This is a genomic window from Streptomyces sp. NPDC090083 (assembly GCF_044747445.1).
Lineage (GTDB): Bacteria > Actinomycetota > Actinomycetes > Streptomycetales > Streptomycetaceae > Streptomyces.
Genome location: NZ_JBIVED010000014.1, coordinates 164,834 through 178,352, shown reverse-complemented (window position 1 = coordinate 178,352; position 13,519 = coordinate 164,834). Strand labels below are relative to the sequence as shown.

Here is a 13,519-nt window from a genome sequence, read left to right as displayed (position 1 = left end):
CCGTCAATCCTTCACCAGTTACCCACGGGTCAAGATCAGGGCAGCACGGTCACAAGATGCCAATGCAACCCCTCCAACGAGACGAACAGGCCCTGGTCGACGAGTTCGTCGCCGTCGCGTTCATAGGTCATGTCGCCCAGCAGTTCGGTGAGTTGACGGGTGGCGCCGCGCAGATCGGTCCACGGGAGGCGGACCCGGCCCTGGGCCGGCTGTGCGGAGAGATTGACGACGACCAGGTGGCGGCCGGAAGCGGCGATCCAGGACCAGGCGACCAGGTTCTCGTGGGTGGAGTTGTCCGGCCAGCCCGTGCAGTCGAGCAGCTGCCACTCCCCCTCCGTACGCATGCCCGAGGAGGCGACGGCGGCGAGCAACTGGTGCTGGAACAGGCGGAGTTTCTCGTCGACGGGCTCCTCGGGCCGCCGGGCGAGGAAGACCGGCGGGCGTACCCGTCGCCCCTCGAACTGGCCCTCGTGCCAGAGCGTCGCGCCGGGCAGGGTCGCGATGGTGACGGCCGCCGCGCGTTCCCGCTCGGGTGACAGGGTGGCGGCGGCGCGGGGTTCGTCGTGGTTCTCCAGGAAGCGGACCAGGCCGCGCTGGTAACCGGCGTCGGCCCCGAGATGGGCGCGCACCGACTCCGCGCCCTCGTGCAGCAGTCGGTCGTAGAGCCGCTTGTCGTAGCAGTGGTCGAACCCCTGCTGTTGCAGGGCCCATTCGAGGTCCCAGTACGCCTCCGCGACGAAGAGGAAGTCGGGGTGGTGTGCGCGGACCCTGGGGATCGTGTACGGCCAGAAGTCCTCGGCGGGTGCCGTGCCGGCCCGTTCGCCCCAGGTCTTCGCGAAGACGTCGGTCATCAGCAGCATCGCCATGTCGCAGCGGACGCCGTCGGCCTGGTCGGCGATCGAGGCCAGGGTGTCGACGGCTGCTGTGCGCAACTCCTCGCTGAAGGCGTTGAGTTGCACGACGTCGGGCCAGGGGGCGAAGTACGGGTCGCGGCCCCGGGCGAAGACCCTGCCACCGGCTTCGAGGAAGGCGGCGGGGTCGCGGGCCAGGTCGTCCCGGCCGCCCTGGACGAGACAGCCGGGCCGCCGGGTGAGCCAGGGATGGTCGGGGGCCACGTGGTTGGGGACGTAGTCGAGGATCAACCGCACGCTACGGGCGGCCAGTTGGGCGCGGGCCGCCGCCAGCTCCTCCGGGCCGCCGAGGGACGCGTCCACGACGTAGTCACGGACGCAGTACGGCGATCCGACGACGTCCTCCGGGCGCAGGTCCGGCAGCGCGGCCCGGAACGACGCCTGGAGCGCTTCGTCCCGCAGGGCGATCTCCAGCCCGGCCGGACTGCGCTCCCAGACGCCCATCAGCCAGACGGCGTCGACGCCCGGGAGGGCGATCTCGTCCCAGGCGGGCTCGGGGACCTCGCCGAGCGTGACGACACGGCCGTGGCGGCTGCTCAACTCCCGCAGCCAGACGAGGGTGTTGATCTCGTAGATCACCGGGTGCTCGGGCCAGGCCGTCATGACAGGGGCTCCTCTCGGCCGCCCGTCGGGCGGAGACTGTCGCGGCCCCGGGCCGACCACTCCTCGTCGCCCAGGGTGTGGAAGAGGGTGGCGGTGACGGCGGACAGGCCGGTCCAGCCGGTCTGGTGGGAGGCGCCGAGACCGGCGCCGTTGTCGCCGTGGAAGTACTCGTAGAAGAGGATCAGGTCCTTCCAGTGCGGGTCCTCGGCGAACTTGGTCTGGGCGCCGTGCACCGGACGGTGTCCGTCGGCGTCGCTGAGGAAGGTGGCCGTGAGCCGGTCGGAGAGCTCGCGGGCGACCTCGTAGAGGGTGAGGTGCCGGCCGGAGCCGGTGGGGCACTCGACGGTGAACTCCGGGCCGTGGAAGGCGTGCAGGTTCAACAGGGCGCGGATCAGCAGCAGGTTGACCGGGAACCACACGGGGCCACGCCAGTTGGAGTTGCCGCCGAACATCCCGGAGTCGGACTCGGCGGGCAGATAGCCGACGCCGTACGACTCGCCGTGCACCTCGAAGGTGTACGGGTGCTCGGCGTGGTGGCGGGAGAGCGAGCGGATGCCGTGCGGGCCGAGGAACTCGCCCTCGTCGAGCATCCGGGACAGGATGCGGCGCAGCCGGTCCTCCCCGAACAGGGCGAACAGATAGCGGCCGTCGGCGTTCGGACCCAGCGCCTCGTGCGAGGAGATGGTGGCCTCCACGGCCGGATGGCGCTTCATGAACTCCTGTGCCCCCGCGACCAGTTCGGGGAAGCGTTGGTCCGCCCAGCCGCCGACCAGGCTGGTGGCGGCGAGAGGGATCAGGCCGACGAGGGAGCGCACCTTGAGCCGGGTCGCCGTACCGTCGGGCAGTCGCAGCACGTCGTAGAAGAAGCCGTCCTCCTCGTCCCACAGGCTCGCGTTGTCGGCGCCGACGCGGTTCATGGCAACGGCGATCCACGCGAAGTGCTCGAACAGGGACTGCGCCTGCTCGACGTAGACGGGGTTGTCGACGGCCAGCTCTATGGCGATCTCCAGGAGGTTCTGGCAGTACAGCGCCATCCACGCGGTGCCGTCGGCCTGGTCGAGGTGGCCGCCGGTGGGGAGCGGGGCGCTGCGGTCGAAGACGCCGATGTTGTCGAGGCCGAGGAAGCCGCCCTGGAAGACGTTGTTGCCGTCGGCGTCCTTGCGGTTGAGCCACCAGCTGAAGTTCTTCATCAGCTTCTGGAAGGCGTTCTCCAGGAAGGCGCGGTCACCGTGGCCGGTGCGGTGTTTCTCCAGTTCGTAGAGGAACAGGGTGGCCCAGGCCTGGACGGGCGGGTTGACGTCGCCGAAGTTCCATTCGTAGGCCGGGATCTGGCCGTTGGGGTGGAGGTAGAGGCGACGCAACAGCAGGTCCAACTGGCCCTTGGCGAAGGTGAGATCGACCATCGACAGGGCGACGGTGTGGAAGGCGAGGTCCCAGGCGGCGAACCACGGGTACTCCCAGGTGTCCGGCATCGACATGATCTCGTCGTTGACCATGTGGTACCAGTTGCTGTTCCGCACCCGGGGGTCGGAGGCGAGCGGGTCGAGACCGTGCTCGGAGAGCCAGCGCTCGACGTCGAGGTAGTAGTACTGCTTGCTCCACAGCATCCCGGCCAACGCCTGTCGCACCAGGCGGCGTTCGTCGGCGGACGTGCCGGGCGTGGTCATGCTGTCGTAGAACTCGTCCGCCTCGGTGCGCCGTGCGGCCATCACCGTGTCGAAGTCGGCGGTCCAGTCCGGCAGTTCGGTGGCGGCTAGGCGCAGGCGGACCGTGGCGCTCGCTCCGGCCGGGATGGTGAGCACGTGGTGGACGGCCGCCTTGGTGCCGGTCCGGCCGGGGTTGACGGCTCCGCTCTCGCCGCCGACGACGTGGCGGTCGAAGGCGTCCTTGACGTACGGGGAGGCGTTCGGACTGCCGAAGATCTTCTCGTTATTGGTGTCGTTCTCGGTGAACAGGGCCTCCGCGTCCGTGTCGCGGTACAGCCAGCGCGGGCCCAACTCCTCGTGGTCGGCGCGGAGATGACCGCCGGGTTCCTGGCGGAGGGACGGTACGGCGGTGCCGCCGGCCCAGGACCATGTGTGCCGGAACCACAGGGTCGGCAGGAGGTGCAGGGGTGCCTCGTCGGGGCCGCGGTTGTGCGCGGTGATCTCGATCAGCAGGTCGTCGGGGCCGGCCTTGGCGTATTCGACGAACACGTCGAAGTAGCGGTCCTCGTCGAAGACGCCGGTGTCGAGGAGCTCGTACTCGAAGTCACCGCGCCCACGGGCCCTGTTGGTGGCCTTGAGGTCCTCGTACGGGAACTCCGACTGCGGGTACTTGTACAGGTACTTCATGTACGAGTGGGTGGGCGTGCTGTCGAGGTGGAAGTAGTACTCCTTGACGTCCTCGCCGTGGTTCCCCTCGGAGTTCGTCAGCCCGAACATCCGCTCCTTGAGGATCGGGTCGCGACCGTTCCACAGGGCGAGTGCGAAGCAGAGCCGCTGCTTGTCGTCGCTGACACCGGCGATGCCGTCCTCGCCCCAGCGGTAGGCGCGGGAGCGGGCCTGGTCGTGGGTGAAGTACGACCAGGCGTCGCCGTTCTCGCTGTAGTCCTCCCGTACGGTCCCCCACTGGCGCTCGCTCAGATAGGGGCCCCACCGGCGCCAGGGCACCCCGGATTCGTCCGCCTCGGCCAGCCGTCGCCGCTCGGCATCCGGCGTGTCACCGCTCGTCCCCATCGCGTGTCCTCCTCGTGGCCGAGCACCTTCGACAAGACTCCGGCGTCCGGCCCGCGACGGCAACGGATACCGGGCCGGTCCCGCGGATCGTCCGCTCGCGTTCACCTCCGGGTCCGGGTGGAGCGCGCGAGGACCGGGGCGACGGCCGACGATCGTCCGGAGAGGTCTCAACTGCCGCCCTCTGTCGCGGATATGGCGTTCTCACATAGCGAGAGGTAGCCTCTCACCCGATCGCCGGAACTCGTTCCGTCTCGTCGGGGAGGCCGTCATGGCAGGCACGATGCAGGGCAAGGTCGCCGTGATCAGCGGGGGTTCGACCGGCGTGGGGCGGGCCCTGGGGGCGCAGCTCGCCGAGGACGGGGCGGACGTGGTCCTGCTCGCCCGCCGCGCCGACCGGCTGGAGACGGCGGCGCGGGAGATGACCGGATCGGTGCTGACGATCCCGACCGACGTCAGCAGCGGCGACAGCGTCCGCGCGGCCTTCGCCCGGGTCGAGGAGCGGTTCGGACGGCTGGACATCCTGGTCAACAGCGCCGGGGTGGCCCGCATCCGCGCCATCGAGGAGACGGCCGACGAGGACATCCACACCTGCATCGGCACCAATCTGCTGGGCCCGATCCACACGATCCGCTCGGCGGTGCCCCTGCTGCGGGCGGCCGGAGGGGGTGACATTCTCAACATCTCCTCCGAGATCACGCTGGACCACATGCCGTTGATGTCGATGTACGCGGCCGGCAAGCACGGCCTGAACGGCTTCACCGCCGCGATGCACAAGGAGTTGCGCGGCGACGGGATCCGGGTCGCGCTGGTGCTCCTGGGCTCGATCTCGGACAGCGCGTTCGCCGAGAACTTCTCCGGCGAGGACCGGCGGCGCGCCGCGCCCGTGTGGCAGGCGGACGGCTATCTGGCCAGGGTCGGAGCCATGAAGCCGCTCCCCTCCGCGACGGTCGCGCGGGTGATGGTCCAGTTGCTCGGCACACCGCCGGAGGTCGTCCAGGACGTGGTGCACATCCGCCCGGCGGGCTGAGGCCGGCGGTCCGCCGCACGTGTGGGAGACTCGGCCGACCCATGCGTAGGACTTAGGTACCCCATAAGTCGGCCTTATGGGGTCATAGACCGGACCCGCATACCGAGTAAGGCATGCCTTAGTTTAGGCTTCCCGTCGAGTCGTCTGTTTTCGCTCGAAGGGAACCTGATCATGCCGCGCCCCCTGCGGGTAGCCATCGTCGGAGCCGGCCCCGCCGGGATCTACGCCGCCGACGCCCTGCTCAAGTCCGAGGTGGCCGCCGAACCCGGCGTCTCCATCGACCTCTTCGAGCGCATGCCCGCGCCCTTCGGCCTGATCCGCTACGGCGTCGCCCCCGACCACCCCCGCATCAAGGGCATCATCACCGCCCTCCACCAGGTCCTGGACAAACCACAGATCCGCCTCTTCGGCAACGTCGACTACCCCACCGACATCAGCCTGGACGACCTGCGCAGCTTCTACGACGCGGTGGTCTTCTCCACCGGCGCCACGGCCGACCGTGAGATGTCGATACCCGGCACCGACCTCAACGGCTCCTACGGCGCAGCCGACTTCGTCTCCTGGTACGACGGCCACCCCGACGTCCCCCGCACCTGGCCCCTGGAGGCGGAGAAGGTCGCCGTCCTGGGCGTCGGCAACGTAGCGCTCGACGTGGCCCGCATCCTCGCGAAGACCGGCGACGAACTCCTCCCGACCGAGATCCCGCCGAACGTCCACGCGGGCCTGAAGGCCAACAAGGCACTGGAGGTCCACGTGTTCGGGCGGCGCGGCCCGGCCCAGGCGAAGTTCTCCCCGATGGAGCTGCGCGAGCTGGACCACTCACCGAACATCGAGGTCATCGTCGACCCCGAGGACATCGACTACGACGAAGGCTCGATCACCACCCGGCGCGGCAACAAGCAGGCCGACATGGTCGCCAAGACCCTGGAGAACTGGGCGATCCGCGACGTCGGCGACCGCCCGCACAAACTGTTCCTGCACTTCTTCGAGTCCCCCTCCGAAATCCTCGGCCAGGACGGCACAGTCACCGGCCTGCGCACCGAACGCACCGCCCTGGACGGCACCGGCAACGTCAAGGGCACCGGCGAGTTCAAGGACTGGGACGTCACCGCGGTCTACCGCGCCGTCGGCTACCTCTCCGACAAGCTCCCCAAACTGCCCTGGGACATCGACTCGGGCACCGTCCCCGACGAAGGCGGCCGCGTCATCCAGGAGACCGGCGAGCACCTCCAGTCGACGTATGTCACCGGCTGGATCCGCCGCGGCCCGGTCGGTCTGATCGGGCACACCAAGGGCGACGCCAACGAGACGGTCGCCAACCTGCTCGACGACCACGTCAACGGCCGTCTGCACACGCCTGTCTCGCCGGAACCGGAGTCCGTGGACGCGTTCCTCGCCGAGCGGAACGTCCGCTTCACCACGTGGGACGGCTGGTACAAGCTGGACGCCGCCGAGAAGGCACTGGGCGAACCGCAGGGCCGCGAGCGCGTGAAGATCGTCGAGCGTGAGGACATGCTCGGAGCCAGCGGCGCCTGACCTCCGCCTTCGCACGGCGGAAGCAGTCCCGTACAGCGGAAGCAGTCCGCTGAAGCTCAGCCCGAGGGGCCCGGCGGCCGTGACCGCCGGGCCCCTCGCGCGGTTCAGCGCGCCGCCCTCCCGTACCGCGCGAACACGGTGTGGGCCGCCTTCTCCAGGGTCAGGCACTCCAGGTGGACGGGCGGACCGCCCGCCGGGAAGAGGCGGTCGCCGGTGCCGAGGAGGGTGGGGAAGGTGATCAGCCGGTACTCGTCGACCATGTCCTCCGCCATCAGCGTGTGGACGACGGGCAGGCTGCCGATGACGATCACGTCCCGCTCCTCGCGCTTCACGGCGTCGACGAGATCGCCGTCGAGGACGCTCGAGTTCGCCCACGCGGACACATCCGTCAGGGTGCGGGACGCGACCAGCTTCGGCGCGGCGTTCATGCGCGCGGCGAACGCGTCGGCGCGGGCCGGCCACAGCCGCGAGAACGCCTCCCAGGTCCTGCGGCCGAGCAGCAGGACCCCGCCGTCGAGGATGCCGCCCAGCCGGAACTTGTCGCCGTCGATCTCGTCGCGGCCGTAGCGGAGGATCCAGCCGCCGTCCGGGGTGCCCGCGGACCCGTCGGGGTCGGAGACGATCCCGTCCAGGGTGGTGAACTGGATGACGATGACGCTCATGATGGGTGTCCTTTCGGTCGGTGCCCACCCGTACCTACCGGTGGCACCGGCCGAACTCATCGCCGTGCGCGGGGTCAGTTCGAGGACATCCGTCGTGGCAGCTCGAAGGTGTCCAGCACCCGGGGATCGGTGAAGACGACGTTGCGGGTCACGCGGCCACCGGTGACCGTGAACACCTGAAGACTGTGCAGCCACCGCTCCCCGTCGGTGCCCGCCGTGTACGCGGCGAGCGCAGGTTGCCCGTTGGATGTCAGCCGCGTCAACGTCCAGTCGGTGCCGCGGAGTTCGAAGACCCTGCGCATGAACGCGCCGTAGTGCTCGGCGCCGCTGAACCAGAGCGGGACCGGCGGCATCTCCAGGACCACGGCGTCGGCCAACAGCCGTACCAGGGCGGGGACATCGGCCGCTTCGAACGCCCGCTGGTAGCGGTCGACGACCTCGCGTGCCCCGGGGTCGTCCGGTTCGGTGATCGCGTCGTCGTCGCCGACGTCCGTGAGGGCGGCGCGGGCGCGCTGCAGGGTGCTGTTGACGGCCGGGACGGTGGTGTCGAGCTGGTCGGCGACCTCTGCGGCGCTGAACTGGAGCACCTCGCGCAGCACGAGTACGGCCCGTTGCCGCGCGGGCAGTCGCTGCAGGGCGACGACGAGGGCGAGCCGCAGGTCGGCGCGGGCCTCCATGTCGTGGCGCGCGTCGGGGAAGGGCTGGAGCCAGGGGATGTCGGTCGCGGGGGTGAGCGGTGTGCCGGGGTCGTCGCCCGGGGCGCCGAGGCCGGAGGGCAGGGGGCGGCGCGCGCGTCCTTCGAGCGCGGTGAGGCAGACGTTGGTGGCGATGCGGTACAGCCAGGTCCGCACGGACGCGCGCGAGGGATCGTAGCGGTCGCGGGCCTTCCAGGCGCGCAGCATCGTCTCCTGCACCAGGTCCTCGGCCTCGTGGAACGAGCCCAGCATCCGATAGCAGTACGCCACGAGTTCGCCCCGGTACGGCTCGAAGTCCACCCGCCCATCATGGCGTACGGCTCTGCTGACGTCCCCGCTGTCCCGGGAACCCGCTCCGTGCTCGTCCGTCAAGTCGGGCTGCTCAGCGAGGAGTTCCGCGACCGGCCGCCCCGGCAGCCGCCCCGGCACTCTCGTCCCTGCCGGCCGAACCGAGCAGCAGCCGTCCGCTCGCCCCCGCGAGGAACAGGCCGCTCACCATGCAGACGAGGCTGAGGGCGGGGCCGGAGGACCAGTTGACTACGGACGCGCGGAAGGCCAGCACCACCGCTGCGGCGACCGCCGTACCGGGAAGTGCCAGGAGGGCGGGGCGAGTTCGGTCGAGGTCGTCCTCGGCCAGCGCACCGAGGACACCGACACCCAGGGCCAGCGCCCAGACGCCGAGGGCCTGGGCGTCGACCCGGTTCACGGTCCAGGGGACGAAGTCGGCCCAGAAGGAGGGCCGGGTCAGCAGGCCCGCGCCGATGCCGAGCCAGGCCGAACCGAGCACGGCGAGCGGGGGTTTCGACCAGGCAGGGAGCGGGGTCGTGCGGGGCGGAGGCGGTCCGGCCGGGGTGAGGTGCTGCCAGGTCAGGGTGATCAGCGCGGCCACGCTCAGCAGCCCCAGCGTGGCCAGCCAGCCCAGGCTGAACAGCACGGAGACGATCGGGCCGCCGCGCGCGATGTACAGCCGCCCCGCGTCGAGTACCGCCACGGCGAACAGCCCGACGAGCACGATCCCCAACGGGAGGACCAACGTGCGCACTTCCTCCCACCGGCGCGCCTTGGCGACGGTGAACAGGCCCGGCGCGGTGCCCAGCATCGCCGCGCCGATCAGCCCCGGACTAACGGACTCGGGCGAGGACCACGCGCCGAGGACATGCCCGGTGAGACTCACCGCGGACAGGACTCCGCCGACCAGGAGACTCACGACCGCGACGGTGGTGGCCAGGATGACGACCCCGGCCGTGAGGGGACGCCCGCCGTCCGTAGCGCCCCGCTCCGGTGCGTCCGTCATGGGCGGGCCTGCGCAACCGGCGTGGACAGACGGGACGTCGAGGCCGATGGTGCGGGCGCCGTGCGCTTGAGCAGCTCGCGGGCGTACATGACGCGCAGGCTCACGACCGTGGTCGCCGCGAACGCGAGCATGCCGCAGCCGATGGCGACACCGGCCGACAGGGCTGTCAACCGGTCGAGTCCCAGGGCGCGTTGGAACACGGGAGCCGCACCGGCCGACAGCACCGGTGCCAGACACAGGGCGGTCAGATGCAGCCGCCACTCCTCCCGTGCCCAGTGCCGCCCCTGACGTCCGGCGCGGCGGGCGTTGACGGCCATCACGGCGTAACCGACCGCGTAGGGAAGGAGATAGGCCCACAGCAGGCGCCGTCCGGTCGCGCCGAAGTCGAGATACGAGCGCGCGATCCACAACAGGGCTGCGCCACCTGCGAGTTGCGCGACGGCGAGCACGGGCAGCGGCGCCCAGGACCCCGACACACCCGCGACCGTCGTGCGGCGGTCGCGGGCGCGGGAGGCGATCAGCGCGCCGAGCACGACCACCGAGCCCAGGTGCGCGATCGCCACCTGGTTGATCTGTTCCATCGTCAGACCGGGCAACAGCCGTGGCAGGAAGCCCCATTCGAGGCGGAGCAGCGGTGCGGTGAGGAGGAAGGCGTAGCAGAGGAGCATCCAGCGCTGGTGCAGGTCGGGAAGGCCGCCGATCGCGGTGAGGATGCCGAAGGTCACGCTCAGGACGGTGCCGACCAGGATGGTGGCCAGCACGATCCAGAACGCGGGGCCGCTGAACGCGTCCTCGGGCGCCGTGCGCGCCAGGTAGATCCCGGCGCCCGCCATCGAGACGTACACCGTGACCGCGAAGACCACGCCCAGCGTGCGGTGCAGACGGGTGCGCCGGCGGGCGGCGGTGAGGAGCTGGGCCGGGCCGAGCAGCATGAGGACGCCGCCGAGGACCGAGTGGACGATCATCGGGACGAGGCTGTGCCGGTAGGGCGCGACGCGGCCCGCGAGGGCGTCGGTGACGTAGCGGGGACTGACGACGCGGCCCATGACCCACTCACCGAGGGCGGGGGCGCCGGGGCGGGCGTAGGGCCAGAGTTCGGTCATCGCGATCGGCGCGTACGCCACGCACACGGCCGTCACCGCGATCATCGTGGCGCGGCGCCAGGTGCTGTTCGTCGGACGACGCACGGCGGCCCTCCTGCTGGCACGGGGCCTCGGCCCGGCCCTCGATGGTCTCTTCTGGACTATCGAGACGCTAGAGGCGGCCACCGCCGGGGTCAACGGTCCTGCGCGCGTTCGTCGCGCCGGCGCACCCACTGCCAGAAGTCGACCATCATCCGTTCGTACCGGATGCCGAACTCCAACGCCTCGCGCTGCCCCGCGGTCAGCAACCCGCCCACGTCGTCGGCGAGTTCCTCGTAGTCGCGCAGGGTCTTCTCGTGCTCGCCGAGCTGGACGGGGGCGAGGACGTCGGGCCGGCCGCCGAACCACAGCTTGAGGATGCCGCGCTCCCTGGCCTCGACCGGCACGAACTCCGGGTCGTCGAGCCAGCCCCGCAGGACGGTCCGGCCCTGGTCGGTGAGGGTGAGCGCCCGGCGGTTGCGGCCGCTCTCCTGCCGCACCTGGGAGAGCAGCCCCGCCGCCAGCAGCCGGTCGCACTGCGCGTACACCTGCGCGTGCGGAACCGACCAGAACGGCGCGACCGTCCGCGCGGCCTCGACCTTCACGTCGTACGGGCTCGCCTCGCCCAGCTTGTCGATGATGCCGAGGACGAGGAAGGAGGAGGTGGTGAGCCGCACGTCAGACATGCGCCGACCGTATCGCGGTGTCGAACGAATACTTGAGGGCCGTAAATGCTCTGAACTGCCCCACGACGGGTAGTTCTTAACTCAGCGCCTTCTCCGCGTGAACACCTCCACTACATAAGGAACTGTGGTCTTGGCTCTCGCGTACCCTGACGCCCCATCAGCCCGCAGGCCCGGGCGTACCTGGACTATTCGCATCACAGGTCACCGCGACCGTACCGCGTCGGTCAGCTGCTCCTCCGGGTGCGGCATGCCGGCCCGGTCGCGGGACATCGCGGCCCTGCGCCGCTTCGCCGAAGCCCATGCGGCGGCCCATGTCAGAGCGGCCACCGTCCGCCCCGACGCGGCCTGCGGCTGCCGTCGTCAGCGGTGCGCGGCGCACGAGGGGACCCGGGTCGACTGCTCGGGCTCGGTGCTGCTCGTACTGCGCCACGATCCGGCGGTCGGCCAGGTGTGGACCCTGGCCGAGGTGTGCGCGGCCTGCGCCTCGCTGATGTCGCACACCCGTGTCGTCGGCCGCCCCGCACCGCGGACCCGCCCGCCCCGCGAGGAGACCGTCGTCCCTCTGGAGGTGCCGTCCGCGCCGGGCGTGCGGTCGGTTCCGGCCGGCTTCAGCGCGCCCGCGCCGCCACCGGGCGCCCCGTCCCGGTCGGGCGGCCCGGACAGGCGTCGACGGCGGTGAGACCCGGTGACACACGGAAGGGACCCGCCCCGAGCGGATGGTGGGCGGGTCCCGTCCGCCCCCTCATTGTGCGGACCGGGCCAGGTCACAGACACGCGTGAAACCCGGCCGCCCGGAGTGAACGGATCACACCCCGCGCGTATGCTCGCGCGGTATCGCCGAAAAACCGGGCATACGAGACTTCACCACCCCTGCTCGGCCCCCGCTTGACCCGCCAAGATCTCCGACGGTGATACTGGTGGGTCAGTACCGCCCCCGCACGCAGATTGGCCTATGTCGAACTCCTCCACAGCTCCGCCCCTGATCCCTCACACGGTCTGGCTCGCCCGCGGCCGCCATGTCGGGGACGACGACGCCGCGGATGTCGTACGGCGGCAGTTGCAGCGACTCAAGGACCGCGAGGTCATCGACGACCACCTGGAACCGGACGAGGACCAGGACCGGGACCGGGACACCGGCCCGGACCAGGACCACGTTCCGGTTGGTGATCCGCGCGACCGGGTCTTCGAGGCACGATGGCGGGTCGAGGGAACGGTGACCGTACGGGCGCGGCTGACGCTCCCGCACGTCCCGGAACCCGGCACCGGCTCCGCGGCCTCGCCCGCCGCCGAAGGGCGGGAGTGGATCCTGGTCGCCGAGGCCGAGCGGGGCTGGGACCTGCGGTGGCCCTCCCCCGCGACCGTGTTCTGGCCCGAGGACGCGGACGCCGGCTGGGACCACGTGACGGTTCCGGGCCTGCGTTTCCGGCAGGTCAACCCGCTGCCGTCCGACGAGAAGGAGCTGCGGCGCCTGTTCCGCGGCTGTGCGCAGGACGGCTGGAGCATCCACGTCGTCGTGCACGAGGCGATGACCCCGGACGCGCGCGGCCGGCTGCCCCTGGCGCGGATGCTGCCCGCGAGTCTCCAGGACCGTGTGGTCGAACACCGGGCCACCCCGGATCAACTACGCTCCGTGAACTGGGCGTTGCTGCGCGAGTTCGACTTCCAGGTGCCGCGCGGCGGTGCCGTGGTGCTGCCGACCAGCCCGGTGGCGGACTCCTACGACGTGCGCGAGTTCTCCGTGCGCAGCGTCTTCCTCGACGGTTCCGAACCCACCGAACTCATCGACGCGCTCTGCCGTTACGCCGCCTCCGAGCGTCCCCTGCCGGAGGGCGGCCAGGCCGCCGTCACCGCGCTCCGCGAGCAGTGGAGCCTGATGACGATGGACGAGGAACTGGCGCGGGAGCGCAGGCTCGTGGCCATGTACGCCGAGGCGCTGGAGGCGATGACCAAGTCCCGCGACCTGTACCGGGAGTCCGCGGACCGGGCCAACGAGGCACTGGCCGCGCTGCGCGAGTCCGCCGGTGCCGCGGCCGTGCCCGGGGCTCCGCCGCTGACGGGCGGGTCGCCGTTCCAGCGGACGTTCGGCCGGCTGAGGGACGCGACGAAGGCGCTGCGCCCGGCGGCACCGACCGACAGCGACCAGGGCGATCCGCCGAGTGACGGAGTCCGCCCGGCCGAGGAGCGGTAGGCGTTCGGCGTCGGGGCCGGGGAGACGTCACCGCTCGGACGGCCTCCCGGCCCCCAGGTCGCGCGGAAGGCCTACGCAG

At 71.0% G+C, this 13,519-nt stretch carries 11 protein-coding genes; 4 read left to right on the top strand and 7 right to left on the bottom strand.

What is annotated here, in order from left to right:
- Positions 1 to 35: 35 nt before the first annotated feature.
- Together ACIPTO_RS36860 and ACIPTO_RS36855 are read right to left on the bottom strand one after the other, a co-directional pair.
- Positions 36 to 1,514 carry an alpha-amylase gene (locus tag ACIPTO_RS36860; protein WP_401199364.1) on the bottom strand — a complete coding sequence of 493 codons (1,479 nt, stop codon included), beginning with the start codon at positions 1,512 to 1,514 and terminating at the stop codon, positions 36 to 38.
- Positions 1,511 to 4,231 carry an MGH1-like glycoside hydrolase domain-containing protein gene (locus tag ACIPTO_RS36855; RefSeq protein WP_401199362.1) on the bottom strand — a complete coding sequence of 907 codons (2,721 nt, stop codon included), beginning with the start codon at positions 4,229 to 4,231 and terminating at the stop codon, positions 1,511 to 1,513. Before ACIPTO_RS36855 ends, ACIPTO_RS36860 begins: the two co-directional genes overlap by 4 nt.
- Positions 4,232 to 4,499: 268 nt before the next feature.
- On the opposite strand from ACIPTO_RS36855, the gene ACIPTO_RS36850 reads away from it, so the two are divergent.
- On the top strand, positions 4,500 to 5,258 hold the full coding sequence (locus tag ACIPTO_RS36850) for an SDR family oxidoreductase (protein ID WP_401199360.1): 759 nt from the start codon (positions 4,500 to 4,502) through the stop codon (positions 5,256 to 5,258).
- A 171-nt stretch (positions 5,259 to 5,429) separates the two neighbouring features.
- Positions 5,430 to 6,794 (top strand): FAD-dependent oxidoreductase, encoded by a 1,365-nt coding sequence (locus ACIPTO_RS36845; RefSeq protein ID WP_401199358.1) that lies wholly within the window; start codon positions 5,430 to 5,432, stop codon positions 6,792 to 6,794.
- 104 nt (positions 6,795 to 6,898) lie between these two features.
- Here the strand turns inward: ACIPTO_RS36845 and ACIPTO_RS36840 are convergent, their stop codons facing one another.
- From ACIPTO_RS36840 to ACIPTO_RS36820, 5 genes are all read right to left on the bottom strand, one after another.
- Positions 6,899 to 7,456: a dihydrofolate reductase family protein gene (locus ACIPTO_RS36840; protein ID WP_401199356.1), complete on the bottom strand. Its 558-nt coding sequence runs from the start codon at positions 7,454 to 7,456 to the stop codon at positions 6,899 to 6,901.
- Positions 7,457 to 7,530: 74 nt separating this feature from the next.
- Positions 7,531 to 8,523: a sigma-70 family RNA polymerase sigma factor gene (locus tag ACIPTO_RS36835; RefSeq protein ID WP_401199354.1), complete on the bottom strand. Its 993-nt coding sequence runs from the start codon at positions 8,521 to 8,523 to the stop codon at positions 7,531 to 7,533.
- 10 nt (positions 8,524 to 8,533) lie between these two features.
- Complete coding sequence (locus ACIPTO_RS36830; RefSeq protein WP_401199352.1) at positions 8,534 to 9,445, bottom strand: hypothetical protein; 912 nt, start codon at positions 9,443 to 9,445, stop codon at positions 8,534 to 8,536.
- Positions 9,442 to 10,632, bottom strand: a complete 1,191-nt coding sequence (locus ACIPTO_RS36825; protein ID WP_401199350.1) for a DUF2306 domain-containing protein — start codon at positions 10,630 to 10,632, stop codon at positions 9,442 to 9,444. Before ACIPTO_RS36825 ends, ACIPTO_RS36830 begins: the two co-directional genes overlap by 4 nt.
- Positions 10,633 to 10,721: 89 nt before the next feature.
- On the bottom strand, positions 10,722 to 11,252 hold the full coding sequence (locus ACIPTO_RS36820) for a PadR family transcriptional regulator (protein WP_401199348.1): 531 nt from the start codon (positions 11,250 to 11,252) through the stop codon (positions 10,722 to 10,724).
- 247 nt (positions 11,253 to 11,499) lie between these two features.
- On the opposite strand from ACIPTO_RS36820, the gene ACIPTO_RS36815 reads away from it, so the two are divergent.
- Complete coding sequence (locus ACIPTO_RS36815; RefSeq protein ID WP_366315495.1) at positions 11,500 to 11,931, top strand: hypothetical protein; 432 nt, start codon at positions 11,500 to 11,502, stop codon at positions 11,929 to 11,931.
- A 273-nt stretch (positions 11,932 to 12,204) separates the two neighbouring features.
- Positions 12,205 to 13,440, top strand: a complete 1,236-nt coding sequence (locus ACIPTO_RS36810) for a hypothetical protein (RefSeq protein ID WP_401199346.1) — start codon at positions 12,205 to 12,207, stop codon at positions 13,438 to 13,440.
- Positions 13,441 to 13,519 lie beyond the last annotated feature (79 nt).

Coding starts and splice junctions, on each gene's coding strand:
- ACIPTO_RS36830 (WP_401199352.1), bottom strand. CDS start 9,445: ATGACGGACGCACCGGAGCGGGGCGCTACGGACGGCGGGCGTCCCCTC.
- ACIPTO_RS36850 (WP_401199360.1), top strand. CDS start 4,500: ATGGCAGGCACGATGCAGGGCAAGGTCGCCGTGATCAGCGGGGGTTCG.
- ACIPTO_RS36845 (WP_401199358.1), top strand. CDS start 5,430: ATGCCGCGCCCCCTGCGGGTAGCCATCGTCGGAGCCGGCCCCGCCGGG.
- ACIPTO_RS36860 (WP_401199364.1), bottom strand. CDS start 1,514: ATGACGGCCTGGCCCGAGCACCCGGTGATCTACGAGATCAACACCCTC.
- ACIPTO_RS36815 (WP_366315495.1), top strand. CDS start 11,500: ATGCCGGCCCGGTCGCGGGACATCGCGGCCCTGCGCCGCTTCGCCGAA.
- ACIPTO_RS36855 (WP_401199362.1), bottom strand. CDS start 4,231: ATGGGGACGAGCGGTGACACGCCGGATGCCGAGCGGCGACGGCTGGCC.
- ACIPTO_RS36840 (WP_401199356.1), bottom strand. CDS start 7,456: ATGAGCGTCATCGTCATCCAGTTCACCACCCTGGACGGGATCGTCTCC.
- ACIPTO_RS36810 (WP_401199346.1), top strand. CDS start 12,205: ATGTCGAACTCCTCCACAGCTCCGCCCCTGATCCCTCACACGGTCTGG.
- ACIPTO_RS36820 (WP_401199348.1), bottom strand. CDS start 11,252: ATGTCTGACGTGCGGCTCACCACCTCCTCCTTCCTCGTCCTCGGCATC.